We start from the raw sequence: 17,527 nt of genomic DNA on the forward strand, positions 1-17,527 counted from the left end.
CCTCAGCTCGCCGCGTGCTCGACGATCAGCTGCACGCGCGACACGCCGTTCCATGTGTCGCTCGCGAGCCGGTAAGCGATGGTGGTGCGCGCCGGCAGCGTGTCGGTGTGGTTGAACCAGATCGCGTTGAAGCGCTGGCGTCCGCGCACGAGTTGCAGCTTGAGGTGTTTGTCCTTGACCAGCGCCTGCGAAGCGATATCGAATTCGCCCGAGAAAACCGGCGCCGGAAAGCCCTGGCCCCACACGGCGGCGTCGAGCATGTCGACGAACTGCGGCGTGAAGTACGCGTCTTCGAGTTCGCCGTCGGTTTCGACGGTGCGCGACAACGCTTCCTGCGACAGCCATTCGCGGCCGACCGCTTCGAACGCCGCCGTGAAGCGCGGCACGTCGGCGGCGGCGATCGTCAGGCCGGCGGCCATCGCGTGACCGCCGAATTTGGCGATCAGGCCGGGTTCGCGCTTCGAGATCAGATCGAGCGCGTCGCGCAGATGGAAGCCGGGAATCGAGCGGCCCGAGCCTTTGACCGTCTGGCCGCTGTCGTCGGCCAACGCGAACGTGAACGAGGGCCGGTGGAATTTCTCTTTTAGCCGGCCGGCCACGATGCCGATCACGCCCTGATGCCAGCCCGGATTGAACAGCGTGATCGTGGTCGAATCGGCGGGATCGATGGTCGAGAGGTCGTCGAGCGCCTGCTGCTGCATGCCGGCTTCGATCTCGCGACGCTCGCGGTTCATGGTGTCGAGTTGCTGTGCGAGATCCCAGGCGCGGCCGATGTCGTCGGTGGTCAGGCATTCGATGCCGAGCGACATGTCCGACAGACGTCCCGCCGCGTTCAGGCGCGGTCCGAGCGCAAAGCCGAGATCGAAGCCCGAGGCGTTGCGCGCGTCGCGCGCGGCGGCGCGGAAGAGGGCGGCGATGCCCGGCTGCATCTTGCCTTTGCGGATGCGCTGCAAGCCTTGAGCGACCAGCACGCGATTGTTGCCGTCGAGCTTGACCACGTCGGCCACCGTGCCGAGCGCGACCAGATCGAGCAGGCCGTCCAGACGCGGCTCGGGCAAGGCGTCGTTGAAGGCGCCGCGGCGGCGCAGTTCGGCACGCAACGCGAGCAGCACGTAGAACATCACGCCGACGCCGGCCATGCACTTGCTCGGAAAGCTGCAGCCCGGCTGATTGGGATTGACGATCGCGCGGGCCGCGGGCAATTCGTCGCCCGGCAGATGGTGATCGGTGACGAGCACGTCGATGCCGAGCGCGTTGGCCGCCGCCACGCCGTCGACGCTGGCGATGCCGTTGTCCACGGTAATCAGCAGATCCGGTTTGCCCGACGCGTTGCGCGCGGCGAGCGCGACGATCTCCGGCGTCAGGCCATAACCGTATTCGAAGCGGTTCGGCACCAGGTAGTCGATGTGGCCGCCGAACATGCGCAGGCCGCGCACCGCGACGGCGCAGGCGGTGGCGCCGTCGCAGTCGTAATCCGCGACCACCAGCATGCGGCGTTTGCCCTGAATCGCGTCGGCGAGCAGCGCGGCGGCGTCTTCGCAACCCTTCAGGCCGGCCGGCGGCACGAGGCGCGCAAGGCCGGTTTCGATTTCATCGGGCAGGCAGACGCCGCGCGCGGCGTAAAGACGCGCCAGCACCGGATGCAGGCCGTGGCGGGTGAGCACTTCGGCGTCGACGGGAGAGCAGGCGCGCGTAACGATTCGAGTCATTCGGAAAGGCCGTTGAAGCGGTGATCAATCATTCGATGAAGAGCGAGGCGAGCACGCGCCGTCGCCAGAATTTGCGCAGGTCGCCACGCGTGACGTTAAGCGTCACCGAGCCAGTGTCGCCGCACAAGGTCAGACCGAGTTCGTTCAGTTGACCCGCTTGCAGCGCCGCCAGCGCGGGTTCGAACCAGTCGGCCTGCAAGGCCGCGAACGCCGCGTTCCAGCGCGCCCAGTCCTGCTCGATATACGGCGCGGAAAACGGATCGAGTTCGATCAGCGTGGCGCCGTTCTGCTGGCCGTTGCCGGCGGATGGGTTCTGCCATGCGGCGAACGACTCCGGCGGCGCGCCGTTCGGCACGTTGGCCGTCATGGCGAGACCGCGCGTCGCGGCGGCGTCGGAAAACACGCGCACGAACGGGCTCGTGACAGCCTGCGCCGCGCCTTGCGCGTGAAACCAGATGGAATTGACGGCCGGCAGGCCGCGCGCCTCGCGCGCTTCGTTCACTGGATGCTCGAACCACGCCATCTGCACTTCGTTCTGCAGCTTCATCCAGGCGCGCGAACGCTCGCCGGAATGCGCTTCGTGCGGCAGCCAGATTTCGATGTTGCGACCGCTCGCCCGCAACGGCGAAGCGCCCGCCAGCGTGCCGAAACCGTCGCCCGCCAGATACCAGCGCTGCGCCTTGGGCGCTTCCATGCGCACACCCAGTTCCTCGATCAGCGGACGCGCGGTCGCGAGCAGCGCGCCGGCTTCTTCGTCCGAGAGTTCGAGCGACGCCGGATCGATCAGCACGAGGTGGTCATGCGCGATACGCACGTGCACCGGTTGCACGCACGCCCACGTCGTGCTGCCCGGATCGCCGCCGTCGGCGCGCAGCATGTAAGGCGCGAGCGGCGCTTCGTCGGCGGCCGCCGCGCCGGCCGGCAGTGCGCCGAACTGGCGCGCCACCCAGCGCTCGTGTGGCAGGGTGCGCTGAAAGTCTTCGCCGACCACCCGTTCGACCAGCGTCGCGCGGGCGATCAGACGGTCGAGCGCCGGGCTGCGGATGTCGTGCAGGGCGGTGGCGGCGTCCGCTGCGGCGGGCAACGCGAAGGGCAGGAGAAGGTGGAGGCGGTCGGCGTTCATGATGCTGCGCATTGTAGGGCAAAGCGCGGACGAACCCGGCCAATGAACGCGTCGCGCGGCGGCGCGGGCTGGCGTCGAGCACGTACTGCCCGTTTTGCGAAACCAGAAACACGACGGGGAAACACGCGGGCAAGGGCACGGAAATATTACCTGGCCCGGCACCAAGGGAATGTTTTGTAAGGAATGGCGAATTAATTTAAGATTCGACCGCCGCGCGGTTTGGCGCGAAATGATCAGAAACAGAACCGGACTAATGAAAGAGCTGCGCGTTTCAGAGCACGCAATGTCGGGGCAGGCGGGGAATTTCGATGTCTTGCGACTGCTATTTGCCGTCTCCGTTCTCTTTGCGCACAGCTTCGCGTTGCTGGGTTTCGCCGACCCCATCGAAGCAGTCGTCCACACGACTAACCCCGGCAGCCTCGCTGTCGACGGTTTTTTCCTCATCAGCGGTTATCTGATTACGCGCAGCTGGGTTCACGACCCGTCGATCGGCCGCTTCCTCGCCCGCCGCGTTCTGCGTCTCTATCCGGGCTTTATCGTTGCCTCGCTGATCTCGGTGTTTATCGTCGGTCCGCTCGGTGCCGACGCTGCCGCCTATTTCCACGATCTCGATCTGCGCGTCGTACTGCGCAATCTGCTGCTGTTGCACGACCCGCAGACGCCGCGTGTGTTCGCCGGAACCGCCGTCGAAAGCGTCAACGGCTCGATGTGGACCATTGCGTTCGAATTCCGCTGTTATCTGCTCGCCGCGCTGGTGGGCTGCCTGGGGCTTTTTGCGCGCCCGCGAGTGTTTCTCGTGATCGTGCTGCTGGCCGGCGCCGCGATCAGCTACACCGTGCCGCCGATCGGTCCGACCGACTCGCAGCATCTGCTGTTCGGGCTGACGGCGCTGCGCGTGTCCGATTCGATGGCGTGGTTCGCCACGCTGTTTCTGTGCGGCAGCTGCTTCTTCCTGTTCCGCGAGCGCATCCGCTTCACGCGCGTGGGCTGCGTCCTCGCCTCGGTGCTGCTGGTCGCGTCGCTGTTCGATCCCGCGGCGCTGCGCCCCGGCGTGCTGCTGGCCGGCGGTTATCTGGTGTTCGCCGTCGCCTCGCTGCCGGCGCGAAAGCGCGTGCGCGGCAGCGGCCATGTCGACCTGTCGTACGGCATGTATCTGTACGGCTGGCCGGTGCAGAAGCTGCTCAGCTGGTACTGGCCGGGCGTCACGCCGTGGGCGATGTTCGTCGTCACGCTGATTCTTTGCACGGGGCTCGGCTGGCTGAGCTGGCGTCTGGTCGAGCAGCCGGCGCTGCGCCTGAAACCCGCGAGGACACTGCGCCGCCGCGTCGGTGCGGCCGCGGTGGACTCGGCCTGAGCGCCGGCGGTCACTTTTCTGCTGCAAGGTTCTTCCGGACGGCGCTTTGCGCGAGCGGGCGGCATTGTATGGCAAACTTCGCGCTTGATTGCGGCCGGTAGCGAGGCCTGCCGTCTCGCCGGACCACGCTTCGCGTCGGTCCCGGCGCGCCGGCTGGCTTGGGGATTGCTACCGCGCCACGGCGCCTTGCCGGAACCAACCGTCCGGCGGCGGGACCAATGATCACGACGCTCACGCTGCAAGACCGGCGCGGTCGGCATGGACGGCAAAATCGGCGCAAGGCGCGCGAATAAAACCGGCCGACCGTAGCACAATGGCGCAGAGCAGCCGAAGAACGCAGAAAAGGATTCGCTTGAAATTTCCCTACGAATGGCAGATTGGCTGGCGCTACACCCGCGCCGGCAAACGCACGACCGGTAACGGCTTCATTTCGTTCATCGCGCTGGTCTCGATGTCGGGCATCGCGCTCGGCGTCGCGGCGCTGATCGTCGTGTTGTCCGTGATGAACGGTTTCCAGAAAGAGGTTCGCGACCGCATGCTGTCGGTGCTCGCGCACGTCGAAATCTTCTCGCCAACCGGTTCCATGCCGAACTGGCAACTGACGGCCAAGGAAGCGCGCCTGAACAAGGAAGTGATCGGCGCGGCACCGTACGTCGAAGCGCAGGCCTTGCTCACGCGCCAGGACGCCGTGAGCGGCGTGGCGCTGCGCGGCGTCGAGCCGACGCTCGAGCCCGAGGTGTCCGACATCGGCAAGGAAATGAAAGGCGGCAAGCTCACCGACCTCGTGCCGGGCGACTTCGGCATCGTGCTCGGCGCGGATCTCGCCACCAATCTCGGCGTGACCGTAAACGACAAGATCACGCTGGTAGCGCCCGAAGGCACTATCACGCCTGCCGGCATGCTGCCCAGGCTGAAGCAGTTCACCGTAGTCGGCATCTTCGAATCGGGACATTACGAGTACGACAGCACGCTCGCGCTCATCAACATCAAGGACGCCCAGGCGCTGTTCCGGCTGCCCGCACCAACCGGCGTGCGTCTGCGTCTGACCGACATGCAGCGGGCGCCGGAGGTCGCGCATCAACTGGCGCGAAGTCTCTCGGGCGACCTGTATATCCGCGACTGGACCCAGCAGAACAAGACCTGGTTCTCGGCCGTGCAGATCGAAAAGCGCATGATGTTCATCATTCTCACGCTGATCATCGCCGTCGCCGCGTTCAACCTGGTGTCGTCGCTGGTCATGACCGTGACCAACAAGCAGGCCGACATCGCCATTCTGCGCACGCTCGGCGCGCAGCCCGGCTCCATCATGAAGATTTTCGTGGTGCAAGGCGTGACGATCGGCTTCATCGGCACGGCGACCGGCGTCGCGCTCGGCTGCCTGATCGCGTGGAGCATTCCATGGCTCGTGCCGATGATCGAGCATCTGCTCGGCGTGCAATTCCTGCCGCCGTCGGTGTACTTCATCAGTGAACTACCGTCCGAACTGATCCCGGCCGACGTGGCGCGAATCGGCATCATCGCCTTCCTGATGTCGGCGCTGGCCACGCTGTACCCGAGCTGGCGCGGCGCCAAGGTCCGCCCGGCGGAGGCGCTGCGCTATGAATGACCGTACCGTGAATCTTTCCATGACCTCTCAGGACTCCGCGCCGCATCCCTACGTGCTCGAAGCAACCGGCATTTCCAAGTCGTTCGTGCAGGGCGGTCTGAATGTTCAGGTGCTCGACAACACGCAACTGAGCGTGCGGCGCGGTGAGAAGCTGGCCATCGTCGGCGCCTCCGGTTCCGGCAAGAGCACGCTGCTGCACGTGCTCGGCGGTCTCGACGACCCGAGCGCCGGTCACGTGTCGGTGATGGGCAAGCCGTTCACGAAACTCTCCGAGCGTGAGCGCAACGATCTGCGCAACCGGGCACTCGGCTTCGTGTATCAGTTCCACCATCTGCTGCCGGAATTCAGCGCGCTCGACAACGTCGCGATGCCGTTGCGGATTCGTCGTATGACCACCGAAGCCGCGCGCCGCGAAGCGCTCGCGGTGCTGGAGCGCGTCGGCATGGGCCATCGCGCGAAGCACCGTCCGGGCGAGTTGTCGGGCGGCGAGCGTCAGCGCGTGGCGATTGCCCGCGCGCTGGTCACGAAGCCCGCCTGCGTGCTGGCCGACGAGCCGACCGGCAATCTCGACGGCGGCACGGCCGACACGGTGTTCAACCTGATGCTCGAACTGTCGCGCACGCTCGAAACCAGCTTCGTGATCGTCACGCACGATCCGGAACTGGCCGGACGTTGCGACCGGATCATGCGGCTGCGCGACGGCGTGCTGCACGAAGAACCGGCAGTGAAGGTTTAAACACCGGAACAAGCGCGGGAATAAGCGCCGGAATAAGCGCCGGAATAAGGCAGCCGTTGGCAGCGTGATGAACGGCGCCGCGCGCTTCTTCCAGAGTCGCGCTTCCGGGCCGCGACCGAAGCCGTACCGCTGACGAGGCGACCATGTGGATCGACACGCACTGCCATCTCGACGCTAGCGAATTCGACGCCGACCGCGACGCGATCGCGGCGTCGGCGCGAGCGGCCGGAGTGGGGCGGATCGTGATTCCCGCGATCGGCCGCGACAATTTTTCGACGGTGCGCGAGCTGGCGCATCGTGTCGAAGGCGGCGCCTACGCGCTCGGCATTCATCCACTCTTCACACCCGGCGCGCAGGAGAGCGATCTCGACCTGCTGCGCATGGAAATCGAGGCGAGTCTCGACGATCCGCGCTTCGTCGGCCTGGGCGAAATCGGTCTCGATTATTTCGTCGAAGGACTCGACGACGCGCGTCAGCAATTCTTCTACAACGGCCAGTTGCAACTCGCCCGCGAATTCGATCTGCCCGTGATCTGCCACGTGCGCAAGTCGCAGGATCAGGTCATCAAGGGACTGCGGCGTCACCAGATTCATCGCGGTATCGCGCATGCCTTCAACGGCAGTTTCCAGCAGGCGCAAGCCTATATCGACCAGGGCATGCACCTCGGCTTCGGCGGCAATCTGACGTTCGAGCGCGCCCGTCAGATTCGCCGCCTCGCCGAGCAGTTGCCGTTCGACGCGCTGGTCGTCGAGACCGATGCGCCCGATATCGCGCCTTCCTGGATGTACAAACAGCGCAACTCGCCCGAGCAGATTCCGGCCATCGGCGCGGGGCTCGCGCAACTGCGCGGCTTGAGCGCCGACGAGGCTGCCCTAGGCACAACGGCTAACGCGATCGCCGCGCTGCCGCGACTCGCCCTTTCCTCTGCATAATTGAACCCGATGGTTTGAGCAGTTTCGCGCCGAACGCGACTCACGCCCGGCGCGGCTGCGGCTGTCTGCCGCGTCGGTCGGGTCAGTTCCGGTGCGTATGCAGCGGAGGTGGCATGCGGGTGTGGTGGTGCGGATTTGCGTTGGGTGTGATCGTGTTGCAAAGGCAGGCCGTGCTGCCTGGCTGGGCCGGATGGAGTGCGTTGACGCTCGGGCTTTTCATTGCGTTGGCGGTGTCGGCATGGTCGTTGGTGTGCGGTTCGCCACCCGTTTCGGCGGCTGGGGTTGCGCCGGCGGCGCAGCGCGGCAAGCGGTTCTGGTTGGCCTTATTCGGCCGGCTTTCAACTGCGCGGGTGCGCCTGGTGGTCGGCTGGACTGCATTGTGTTTCGCGGCTGCGTGCGCCGGTTTCGGCTACGCGGCGTGGCGCGCGCAAGTGCGACTCGCGACGAGTCTGCCGGTTGCGTGGGAAGGCCGCGATCTCGACGTGAGCGGCAGCATCAAAAGCCTGCCTTCTCGCGACGACGAAGGCGCGCATTTTCTCTTCGAAGTAGATTCCGTCGATTCGATCGACCCGGCCGATCGGCGGGGCGTCGCGTTTCCGCGCGTTATTCAACTTGCGTGGATCGACGCGGACCGGCCGCCGCCGCGACTCGAACCAGGCGCTCGCTGGAAGTTGAGCGTACGGCTGAAACGTCCGCACGGCAATGCGAACTTCGGCGTGCGCGACTCAGAGGTCAGTCTGCTCGCGCGCAACGTGCGCGCCACCGGCTACGTGAGCGCGCCGGCGCACGCCACGCGCTTGCGCGGCTACGCGGGCGGCTTGGGCGTGATGGTGAACGGCTGGCGCGACGCGCTGCGCGAACGCATCGACAGCGTGCTCGCGGACGCGCCGCATCGCGGCATCGTGGTGGCGCTCGCCGTCGGCGCGCAGGACGAGGTCAGCGCAGCCGACTGGCTGTTGATGCGCGCCACCGGCACGAGTCATCTGGTGGCGATTTCGGGGTTGCATATCGGCTTCGCGGCCGGACTCGCGGGCTGGCTGGCGGGCGCGTTGTGGCGACGCTCCGGGTTTGTCGGGCGCAACTGGCCGTTGCTGTTGCCGGCGCCGATCGTCTCGGTATCGGCGGGTGCGCTTTTCGCCGCATTGCACGCCGCGCTCGCCGGCTTCAACGTGCCGGCGCAACGCGCTTTATGGATGGCCGGCGTGCTGGCGCTGGCGTTCGTCAGCGGGCGGAATCTGCCGCGCTCGGTGGTGCTGGCGTGGGCGCTGGGACTCGTGCTGCTGCTCGATCCGTGGGCCGTGCTGTCGGCGGGATTCTGGCTGTCGTTCTGCGCGGTTGCCGCGATTCTCTTCGCGATGTCGGGACAACCGCGCGTGCAGGATCATGCGCAGCGCGGCGAACAACGCCACGGCGACAATCCGCACGGCCGGTTTGCCCGCATGAAGACTGCATTGCTTCACGGCCTGCTCGTCACGAAGGAGCGTCTGCGCGGCGCCGCACAGGTTCAGTTTGCGGTGACCATCGCGCTAGCGCCGCTCACCGTCTACTGGTTTGCGCAAGTGCCGCTGATCGGGCCGCTTGCCAACGCTTTCGCGATTCCCTGGGTGAGCGTGCTCGTGACGCCGGCCGTGCTGGCCGGTGTCGCGCTGCCCGCGCCAGTCGATGCATACGCCTTCCATCTTGCGCACAGATTGCTGGATTCTCTGTGCATGGGTCTGCAGACGCTCGCCGGTCCTGCATGGGCCGTCTGGCGTCTGCCGCAACCCGGCGGCTGGACCTTGGCCGCCGCGGCGCTCGGCGTGGGCTGGATGCTTGCGCCGCGTGGCTGGCCGCTGCGCTGGGCGGCGCCTTTCACGTGGCTGCCCTTGCTGCTGCCGGCGTCGCCGGGACCGCAACACGGCAGCGTGCGGCTGACGGCGCTCGACATCGGGCAGGGCAGTTCGGTGCTGGTCGAGACCGCCCACCACAGCTTGCTGTTCGACGCCGGGCCCGGCCCGGAGTCGACCCACGCCGGCGAGCGGATCGTCGTGCCGTTTTTGCAGGCGCACGGCGTCACGGCGCTGGATACGCTTGTCATCAGTCACGCGGATTCCGATCACTCGGGCGGTGCGCCGGCCGTGCTGGAGTCGATCGACGTGCGTCAACTGCTGGCGGCGCTGGCGCCGTCGAACGCCTTGTGGGACGAGGCGCGCCGGCGCAAGGCGGAAACGCTGCCGTGTGCGGCCGGTCAGCGCTGGCAATGGGACGGCGTCGAGTTCGCGATGCTCTGGCCGGACGCCGGGCCGTTGCAAGGCAAACCCAACGCGCATTGCTGCGTCCTGCGGGTGAGTGTGATGGAGGCGCCGGCGTCCGCCGCGCCCGATCAAACGCGCGGCTCACCCGCGTCGCGCACCGCCGCGCTGCTGGCGGCGGACATCGAAGCGCCGGTCGAACGTGTCCTGATCGCGCGCGACCGCGAGGCCTTGCGCGCGCAGGTGCTGGTCGTGCCGCATCACGGCAGCAAGACCTCGTCGACCGAGCCGTTCCTCGATTCTATCGAGCCGCTGATCGCGCTATTTCAGGTAGGCTATCGCAACCGGTTTCATCATCCGAATGCGGGCGTGTTCGAGCGCTACAAGGCACGGCAGATCGAGCTTGCGCGCAGCGACACCGACGGCGCGGTGCGTGTCGATATGGAACCCGGCGCGCGAAATGGATCGGGCGCCGTGCTCACGCTTGAACGGTATCGCGATACGCAGCGCCGCTACTGGATGGACCGCTAGCCGCCCGGCAAACGGCAGCGGCGTCGGCACGGATATAAAAAAGCACGGCCGCCATTCGCTGCGGCCCGCGCACAAAACAGCATGGAGATAGCCGCAGTTGAAAAACATCATCCATTTCTCGCACGCGAACGGATTCCCGGCCTCCACTTACCGGACGATCTTCGCCGAACTGTCGGACGACTACGAGCTGCGTTCCATCGAGCGTATCGGTCACGACACGCGTTATCCAGTGACGCAGGACTGGCCGCATCTGGTCGAGCAGCTGATCGACGACATCGGCCGGTCGTACGAGCAACCGGTGTGGCTGGTGGGACATTCGCTGGGCGGCTATCTGTCCTTGATGACCGCGCTCAAGAAGCCGCAGTGGGTGAGGGGCGTGGTCATGCTCGATTCGCCGGTCATCGCGGGCTGGCGCAGCAGCATGCTGCGCGTATCGCAATGGACCGGTCTCGACGAGCGGCTTTCGCCGGCGGCGGCCACGCGCACGCGCCGCACGCATTGGGCGAGCCGCGACGAAGCCTGGCGGCATTTCCATTCGAAGCCGGCGTTCGCGCGCTGGGACGAACGCATGCTGTCCGATTACATCGACTTCGGCATTCCGCAAACGTCACCCGACGGCAGCCGCTCGCTGGCGTTCGACCGGCGCACCGAATATCAGATCTATAAGACCTTGCCGCATACGCTCGGCCCGCGCCTCGCGCGCGGCGCGCCGGTGCCGGTCGGCTTCATCGCCGGAACGCGCTCGAAAGAGGTGCGTCAGGCCGGGCTCGACGCCACCCGCCGGGCAACCGGCGGTCATGTGGAATGGATAGAAGGCAGTCATCTGTATCCGATGGAAAAGCCGCTCGAAACCGCGCGCGCGGTGCAACGGATGTTGCATGAACTGGAGCAGCGCGGCTGAGCGCCGGAGTGGTGCGTCGGCGACAGTAGGGCGGCCGCGGCGCCGGCGGCCGGCGCGAAAAACCGCGTAACATCGGTGAGCGGCGATTGCCGCTGCCGTAGCATCGGCGCGTCTGGATGTCGCTCGGATTTTGCTGGGTTGAGGCCCTGCTTTACGGTATAATCCGTTTTTCCCGCGAGCATCCAGCGATGACCAAATATGTTTTCGTCACCGGCGGCGTAGTATCTTCCCTCGGCAAGGGTATTGCCGCCGCTTCCCTCGCCGCGATCCTCGAATCGCGCGGTCTTAAAGTCACCCTCCTCAAGCTCGATCCCTACATCAATGTCGACCCCGGCACGATGAGTCCGTTCCAACACGGCGAAGTGTTCGTGACGGAAGACGGAGCGGAGACCGACCTCGACCTCGGCCATTACGAGCGCTTCATCAGCACGAAGATGCGCAAGGCCAATAACTTCACCACGGGCCAGATTTACGAATCGGTTATCCGCAAGGAACGCCGTGGTGATTATCTCGGCAAGACGGTGCAGGTCATCCCGCACATCACGAACGAAATCCAGGCATTCATCGAACGCGGCGCGGCTTCGGCCACCTGCGGCGAGCCGGACGTCGCGATCGTCGAAGTGGGCGGCACGGTGGGCGATATCGAATCGCTGCCGTTCCTCGAGGCCGCGCGTCAGATGAGCCTGCGCATGGGCCGCAACAGCGCGTGTTTCGTGCACCTCACGCTGGTGCCCTGGGTCGCCACTGCCGGCGAACTCAAGACCAAGCCTACCCAGCACAGCGTGCAGAAGCTGCGCGAAATCGGTATTTCGCCGCACGTGCTGCTGTGCCGTGCCGATCGCCGTATTCCCGACGACGAGCGCGCCAAGATCTCGATGTTCTCGAACGTCCCCGAAGACGCGGTGATTTCCGTGTGGGACGCCGACAGCATCTACAAGATTCCGCAGATGCTGCACGACCAGGGTCTCGACGCGATCATCTGCGAAGAACTCAAGCTCACGCCGAAGCCGGCCGATCTGTCCATGTGGTCGGATCTGGTCGAGAAGCTCGAACATCCGAAGAACGAAGTCACGATCGGCATGGTCGGCAAATACGTCGACCTGACCGAGTCGTACAAGTCGCTGATCGAAGCGCTGCGCCATGCGTCGATGCACACGTCGACCAAGGTCAACATCGAATACATCGATTCGGAAGAAGTCGAGACGCAAGGCGTCGAAAGCCTCAAGCATCTGGACGCCGTGCTCGTGCCGGGCGGCTTCGGCCGTCGTGGCACCGAAGGCAAGATTGCCGCGATCCGTTATGCGCGTGAAGCGAACGTGCCGTACCTCGGCATCTGCCTCGGCATGCAGCTCGCCGTCATCGAATTCGCACGCGACGTGGTCGGTCTGAAAGACGCGAACAGCACCGAGTTCGATCAGGAAACGCCGAACCGCGTGGTCGCGCTGATCACCGAGTGGTACGACCGCGAAGGCCGCGTCGAAAAGCGCACCGAAGAGTCGGACCTCGGCGGCACGATGCGCCTCGGTTCGCAACGTTGCCCGATCAAGCCCGGCACGCTGGCCGAAGAAATCTACGGCAAAGACGTGAACGAACGTCATCGCCACCGTTATGAAGTCAATAACCGCTTCGTGCCCCAGCTCGAAGCAGGCGGGCTTATCATCAGCGCCCGTACCCCGAGTGAAGATCTGCCGGAAATGATGGAATTGCCGCGCAGCATGCACCCGTGGTTCGTCGGCGTGCAGTTCCACCCGGAATTCACGTCCACGCCGCGCGACGGCCATCCGCTGTTCAAGTCGTTCGTCGAAGCGTCGCTCGCGCATCAACAGGCGCGCACGGCGAGCGAAGTCGGGGAGAAAGCATGAAACTGGGCGATTTCGAAATCGGGCTCGACAAGCCGTTTTTCCTGATCGCAGGCACCTGTGTCGTCGAATCCGAACAGATGACGATCGACACAGCCGGCCGCCTGAAGGAAATCTGCGCGAAGCTGAACATTCCGTTCATCTACAAATCGTCGTACGACAAAGCCAATCGCAGCAGCGGCAAGTCGTTCCGCGGTCTGGGCATGGACGAAGGTCTGCGCATCCTGTCGGAAGTGAAGCGCCAGCTCGGCTTGCCGGTGCTGACCGACGTTCACGCGGAGCACGAGATCGAACAGGTCGCGTCGGTGGTCGACGTCCTGCAAACGCCGGCTTTCCTGTGCCGTCAAACCGATTTCATTCATGCGTGCGCGCGTTCGGGCAAACCGGTCAATATCAAGAAAGGCCAGTTTCTCGCACCGCACGACATGAAGAACGTGATCGACAAAGCGCGTGACGCGGCGCGTGAGGCGGGGCTGTCCGAAGACCGCTTCATGGCGTGCGAACGTGGCGTGTCGTTCGGCTATAACAATCTCGTCTCGGACATGCGCTCGCTCGCGATCATGCGCGAGACGAATGCGCCGATCGTGTTCGACGCCACCCACTCGGTGCAGTTGCCGGGCGGGCAGGGCACGAGCTCGGGCGGTCAGCGCGAATTCGTGCCGGTGCTGGCGCGGGCTGCGGTTGCCGTGGGCGTCTCCGGACTCTTCATGGAAACCCATCCGAATCCGGCCGAGGCGAAGTCGGACGGTCCGAACGCGGTGCCGCTGCACCGCATGGCGGATCTGCTCGAAACGCTCGTCACGCTCGATCAGGCGGTCAAGCGCGCGCCGTTCCTCGAAAGCGATTTCAACTGATTCAGGCGTTCACCGCGTGTCACGATTGGTTTGCATAATGAGCCGATCGCACGCATGCGGTGAACGGTCGTAATGGTCGTCGAACGCATGGGTGTGCAATGCGGTTTGCCGGGGAGACCGGTGTTCCGCATGGAGTCGAACAGGCGCTAAAGCGTTCTCTTCGGTTCGACACAGCCGATGCAGTGTCACAGTAAAGAATTCAACGTCATTTCTTGAGGAAACCATGAGTGCTATCGTAGATATCATCGGTCGAGAGATTCTCGATTCGCGAGGCAACCCCACCGTCGAATGCGACGTGCTGCTCGAGTCGGGCACGATGGGCCGCGCAGCGGTGCCGTCGGGTGCGTCCACGGGTTCGCGCGAAGCGATCGAACTGCGCGACGGTGAAGCCGGCCGTTACGGCGGCAAGGGCGTGCTGAAGGCCGTCGAACACATCAACACCGAAATCTCCGAAGCGATCATGGGCCTCGACGCTTCCGAGCAGGCTTTCCTCGACAAGACCCTGCTGGAACTCGACGGCACGGACAACAAGTCGCGCCTCGGCGCGAACGCGATGCTGGCCGTTTCCATGGCCGTCGCGAAGGCTGCCGCTGAAGAAGCCGGCCTGCCGCTGTACCGCTACTTCGGCGGCTCGGGCGCGATGCAACTGCCGGTGCCGATGATGAACATCGTCAACGGCGGCGCACACGCGAACAACAGCCTGGACATCCAGGAATTCATGATCGTGCCGGTCAGCCAGCCGACTTTCCGCGAAGCACTGCGCTGCGGCGCCGAAGTGTTCCACGCGCTGAAGAAGATCCTCTCGGATCGCGGCATGAGCACGGCGGTGGGCGACGAAGGCGGCTTCGCGCCGAACTTCGGCAGCAACGACGAATGCCTGTCCACCATCCTGCAAGCTATCGAGAAAGCAGGCTACCGCGCCGGTGAAGACGTGCTGCTCGCGCTCGACTGCGCAGCCAGCGAGTTCTACCACGACGGCAAGTACCAGCTGGCGGGCGAAGGCCTGCAACTGTCGTCGACCGAATTCGCCGACTACCTGGCGAACCTGGCCGACAAGTTCCCGATCGTGTCGATCGAAGACGGCATGCACGAAAGCGACTGGGCCGGCTGGAAGACGCTGACCGACAAGCTCGGCAAGAAGGTTCAGCTGGTGGGCGACGACCTGTTCGTCACCAACACGCGCATCCTGAAGGAAGGCATCGAGAAGGGCATCGCCAACTCGATCCTCATCAAGATCAACCAGATCGGCACGCTGACGGAAACCTTCGCGGCAATCGAAATGGCGAAGCGCGCCGGCTACACGGCCGTGATCTCGCACCGTTCGGGCGAAACCGAAGATTCGACCATCGCGGATATCGCGGTCGGCCTGAACGCCGGTCAGATCAAGACGGGTTCGCTGTCGCGTTCGGATCGCATCTCGAAGTACAACCAGTTGCTGCGCATCGAAGAAGACCTCGGTGATATCGCCAGCTACCCGGGCAAGTCGGCGTTTTACAATCTGCGCTGATCGCCTGGATACGAATGCCGACCGATGAGCCGGTTATCCATCGTTTCTGATTGACCCCGCCGCCCTGCGTATAGCGCAGGGCGGCGTGTATTTATTGTGCTTACTTCATGCGGCTTGTCACTGCTGTCCTGATCGTACTGCTGGCATTGATCCAGTACCCGCTCTGGTGGGGGCATGGCGGCTGGCTGCGCGTGCACGAGTTGCAGCAGCAGCTGGCGCAGCAACTGCAAAAGAACGCCGATTCGAAGCTGCGCAATGAACGCATTCAGGGCGAAGTGCAGGATTTGCAGAACGGTACGGCCGCTGTCGAAGAGCGCGCCCGCTACGAAATGGGCATGGTGAAAGACGGCGAGGTCTTCGTGCAGTTCGTCTCGCCCAATGCGCCGTTGCCGAGCGCCAACACGCCGTCCACCAACACGTCGACGCGTGGCGAGATGTCGGCGGCGCCGCTGCATGTGGTGCCGAATCCGGAGTCGCGTGCGAAGCCGGATCGCAAGCATGGCGGCGGTAAAGCAGCAGCCAAAGACAAGAAGCCGGCGCACTGAACCTTCGGGACAGTGGCTAGTAGGTAGTGGCGGAACAAAAAAGGCGCGGTGGAAACCGCGCCTTTTTGTTTGGATCATGCGTGATGCTGCTGCATCGACAATCCTGCCTCGGCTATGCGCGGGCGATGTTCGTCAACCCGGCCGCCGTCTTCCTTACCATCCCCAATACGGGCTGTAGCCGACGCCGATGCCCGTGCCCCAGCCGTGCCCCCAGCCGCCGCCGTAGTAGCTGCCGTACACGCTGACCGGCACCGCCGGTGTGTAATAGCGCGAATAGGCCTGCGCGGCATTGTCGGCGGCGATCGCCTGATTCTGCTCGGCCAGCGTCTGCCGGTCGATTGCGTCGTAGCGCGCACGTTCTTCCGGCGAGAGCGGCGGCACCGCGGTGCCCGACTGGTCGGCCGGCAGGCGGCTGTATATCGGCGACGGGCCCGGCGGGTCCATCACGCAACCGCTGAGCGCTGCACCACTCGCGACCAGCGCCAGCGCGGTCAGCAGACGCGCGCGATGCTTCAACGCGCGACTCGACTCAAGCATCGACAAAACAGGACGGTTCATTTCAACTCTCCCACCGGCTGCCTGCCGCCATCGACATAGGTCTGGCATGCGCCGCCAACGATTCAACCCGATGTTCGCAACGACTCAATGACGCTGGTCGGCTGCCGGCGTCACTCCTTGTGAGAGCGCATTGGCGACGAAAAGTTGCGCCACGTCGACGGGATCGAACTCGTAGCGCTGGTTGCAGAACTCGCAATGAATCTCGACGTGGCCGCGTTCCTCGATCACGCTATCCACTTCCTCGCGGCCCAGCATCTTCAGCATGGCGCCGACTTTTTCGCGCGAGCAGGTGCATTCGAAGCGCGCCGTGGCCGGCTCGAAATGCTGCACGTTTTCCTGCCAGAACAGACGGCGGAAAATGGTTTCCGGCTCTTCCTTCAGCAACTCGTCTTGCGACATCGTGGCGCCCAGCGTGCAGACGCGTTCCCACGTATCAGCGTCCAGATCACCCGGATGCGGAACGATGCCGCCGTCGCCGGGGAGCTTCTGCAGCAGCATGCCGACCGCGCGTTCGGTATTCGCCGCGAGCCACAGACGCGTGTCGAGCTGCTCGGAGTGGTGCATGTAGTGTTCGAGCACTTCCGCCATCGACTTCAGCGGACCGTCTTCGCCCGAGAGCGGCACGATACTTTGATACGGCTGCTGGCCGGGCTGTTTGTCGCGCGGGTCGAGCGTAATCACGCAACGGCCGTGGCCGCTCGCGTTGACCAGTTCGATCATGGAGGTGTCGTCGCCGATCGTGCTGCCGTCTTCACCCGAGAGCTTGGCAGTGGCGCGCATCGACAGATCGGAACTGCACTGCACGACCAGCATCTTGGCCGGGCCGTCGCCGAAAATCTGCATGACGAGCGTGCCGTCGAACTTGAGATTCGCCGACAGCAACGCGCACGCGGCCATCATTTCGCCGAGAATCGTGCGCACGGGCGCGGGATAATCCCGGCGCGTCAGCACTTCCTGCCAGGTATTGCGCAGCGAAACGATTTCGCCGCGCACCGGCGCCGCGCTGAACATGAATTTTTGCAACTGGTCGCTCACAACATTTCCTCGGTCTAATGGCGCGGCCTGATGCCGCGCCTTGCGC

Annotated in this window: 14 protein-coding genes; 10 read left to right on the top strand and 4 right to left on the bottom strand. The window is 64.9% G+C overall.

Annotation, left to right across the window (positions count from 1 at the left end):
• Window positions 1-2 precede the first annotated feature (2 nt).
• The gene (recJ, locus tag P3T18_RS26490; RefSeq protein WP_429302906.1) at window positions 3-1,709 is read right to left on the bottom strand and encodes a single-stranded-DNA-specific exonuclease RecJ; all 1,707 of its coding nucleotides are present in this window, start codon (window positions 1,707-1,709) and stop codon (window positions 3-5) included.
• A 28-nt stretch (window positions 1,710-1,737) separates the two neighbouring features.
• Window positions 1,738-2,844 (bottom strand): regulator, encoded by a 1,107-nt coding sequence (locus tag P3T18_RS26495; protein WP_429302907.1) that lies wholly within the window; start codon window positions 2,842-2,844, stop codon window positions 1,738-1,740.
• A gap of 301 nt (window positions 2,845-3,145) precedes the next feature.
• Between P3T18_RS26495 and P3T18_RS26500 the strand changes: the two genes are divergently transcribed.
• The 10 genes from P3T18_RS26500 to ftsB all read left to right on the top strand — a co-directional run bounded on the left by P3T18_RS26500 (window position 3,146) and on the right by ftsB (window position 15,888).
• The gene (locus P3T18_RS26500) at window positions 3,146-4,186 is read left to right on the top strand and encodes an acyltransferase family protein (RefSeq protein ID WP_429302908.1); all 1,041 of its coding nucleotides are present in this window, start codon (window positions 3,146-3,148) and stop codon (window positions 4,184-4,186) included.
• A 352-nt stretch (window positions 4,187-4,538) separates the two neighbouring features.
• The gene (locus tag P3T18_RS26505) at window positions 4,539-5,792 is read left to right on the top strand and encodes a lipoprotein-releasing ABC transporter permease subunit (RefSeq protein ID WP_429302909.1); all 1,254 of its coding nucleotides are present in this window, start codon (window positions 4,539-4,541) and stop codon (window positions 5,790-5,792) included.
• On the top strand, window positions 5,785-6,528 hold the full coding sequence (gene lolD, locus P3T18_RS26510) for a lipoprotein-releasing ABC transporter ATP-binding protein LolD (protein ID WP_429302910.1): 744 nt from the start codon (window positions 5,785-5,787) through the stop codon (window positions 6,526-6,528). The genes P3T18_RS26505 and lolD overlap by 8 nt, the downstream gene beginning before the upstream one ends.
• A 143-nt stretch (window positions 6,529-6,671) precedes the next feature.
• Window positions 6,672-7,460 carry a TatD family hydrolase gene (locus P3T18_RS26515; protein ID WP_429302911.1) on the top strand — a complete coding sequence of 263 codons (789 nt, stop codon included), beginning with the start codon at window positions 6,672-6,674 and terminating at the stop codon, window positions 7,458-7,460.
• A 113-nt stretch (window positions 7,461-7,573) separates the two neighbouring features.
• Window positions 7,574-10,222, top strand: coding sequence for a DNA internalization-related competence protein ComEC/Rec2 (locus tag P3T18_RS26520; RefSeq protein ID WP_429302912.1), 2,649 nt, complete (start codon window positions 7,574-7,576; stop codon window positions 10,220-10,222).
• Between the two features lie 97 nt (window positions 10,223-10,319).
• The gene (locus P3T18_RS26525) at window positions 10,320-11,123 is read left to right on the top strand and encodes an alpha/beta fold hydrolase (protein ID WP_429302913.1); all 804 of its coding nucleotides are present in this window, start codon (window positions 10,320-10,322) and stop codon (window positions 11,121-11,123) included.
• Between the two features lie 188 nt (window positions 11,124-11,311).
• Window positions 11,312-12,985, top strand: coding sequence for a CTP synthase (locus P3T18_RS26530; protein WP_429302914.1), 1,674 nt, complete (start codon window positions 11,312-11,314; stop codon window positions 12,983-12,985).
• Window positions 12,982-13,836: a 3-deoxy-8-phosphooctulonate synthase gene (kdsA, locus tag P3T18_RS26535; RefSeq protein ID WP_211610122.1), complete on the top strand. Its 855-nt coding sequence runs from the start codon at window positions 12,982-12,984 to the stop codon at window positions 13,834-13,836. Before P3T18_RS26530 ends, kdsA begins: the two co-directional genes overlap by 4 nt.
• Window positions 13,837-14,059: 223 nt before the next feature.
• Window positions 14,060-15,343 carry a phosphopyruvate hydratase gene (gene eno, locus P3T18_RS26540; RefSeq protein WP_042322785.1) on the top strand — a complete coding sequence of 428 codons (1,284 nt, stop codon included), beginning with the start codon at window positions 14,060-14,062 and terminating at the stop codon, window positions 15,341-15,343.
• Window positions 15,344-15,450: 107 nt separating this feature from the next.
• Complete coding sequence (gene ftsB / locus P3T18_RS26545; RefSeq protein ID WP_429302915.1) at window positions 15,451-15,888, top strand: cell division protein FtsB; 438 nt, start codon at window positions 15,451-15,453, stop codon at window positions 15,886-15,888.
• A gap of 153 nt (window positions 15,889-16,041) precedes the next feature.
• Here ftsB and P3T18_RS26550 read toward each other — a convergent pair whose 3' ends face one another.
• The gene (locus P3T18_RS26550; protein WP_429302916.1) at window positions 16,042-16,446 is read right to left on the bottom strand and encodes a hypothetical protein; all 405 of its coding nucleotides are present in this window, start codon (window positions 16,444-16,446) and stop codon (window positions 16,042-16,044) included.
• Window positions 16,447-16,530: 84 nt separating this feature from the next.
• Complete coding sequence (gene hslO, locus P3T18_RS26555) at window positions 16,531-17,481, bottom strand: Hsp33 family molecular chaperone HslO (protein ID WP_429302917.1); 951 nt, start codon at window positions 17,479-17,481, stop codon at window positions 16,531-16,533.
• Between the last annotated feature and the right edge of the window lie 46 nt (window positions 17,482-17,527).

Origin of the sequence: Paraburkholderia sp. GAS199 (genome assembly GCF_050436585.1) — a bacterium.
GTDB lineage: Bacteria > Pseudomonadota > Gammaproteobacteria > Burkholderiales > Burkholderiaceae > Paraburkholderia.

Coding starts and splice junctions, on each gene's coding strand:
- lolD (WP_429302910.1), top strand. CDS start 5,785: ATGAATGACCGTACCGTGAATCTTTCCATGACCTCTCAGGACTCCGCG.
- recJ (WP_429302906.1), bottom strand. CDS start 1,709: ATGACTCGAATCGTTACGCGCGCCTGCTCTCCCGTCGACGCCGAAGTG.
- P3T18_RS26520 (WP_429302912.1), top strand. CDS start 7,574: ATGCGGGTGTGGTGGTGCGGATTTGCGTTGGGTGTGATCGTGTTGCAA.
- ftsB (WP_429302915.1), top strand. CDS start 15,451: ATGCGGCTTGTCACTGCTGTCCTGATCGTACTGCTGGCATTGATCCAG.
- P3T18_RS26530 (WP_429302914.1), top strand. CDS start 11,312: ATGACCAAATATGTTTTCGTCACCGGCGGCGTAGTATCTTCCCTCGGC.
- P3T18_RS26515 (WP_429302911.1), top strand. CDS start 6,672: ATGTGGATCGACACGCACTGCCATCTCGACGCTAGCGAATTCGACGCC.
- P3T18_RS26550 (WP_429302916.1), bottom strand. CDS start 16,446: ATGAACCGTCCTGTTTTGTCGATGCTTGAGTCGAGTCGCGCGTTGAAG.
- P3T18_RS26495 (WP_429302907.1), bottom strand. CDS start 2,844: ATGCGCAGCATCATGAACGCCGACCGCCTCCACCTTCTCCTGCCCTTC.
- eno (WP_042322785.1), top strand. CDS start 14,060: ATGAGTGCTATCGTAGATATCATCGGTCGAGAGATTCTCGATTCGCGA.
- kdsA (WP_211610122.1), top strand. CDS start 12,982: ATGAAACTGGGCGATTTCGAAATCGGGCTCGACAAGCCGTTTTTCCTG.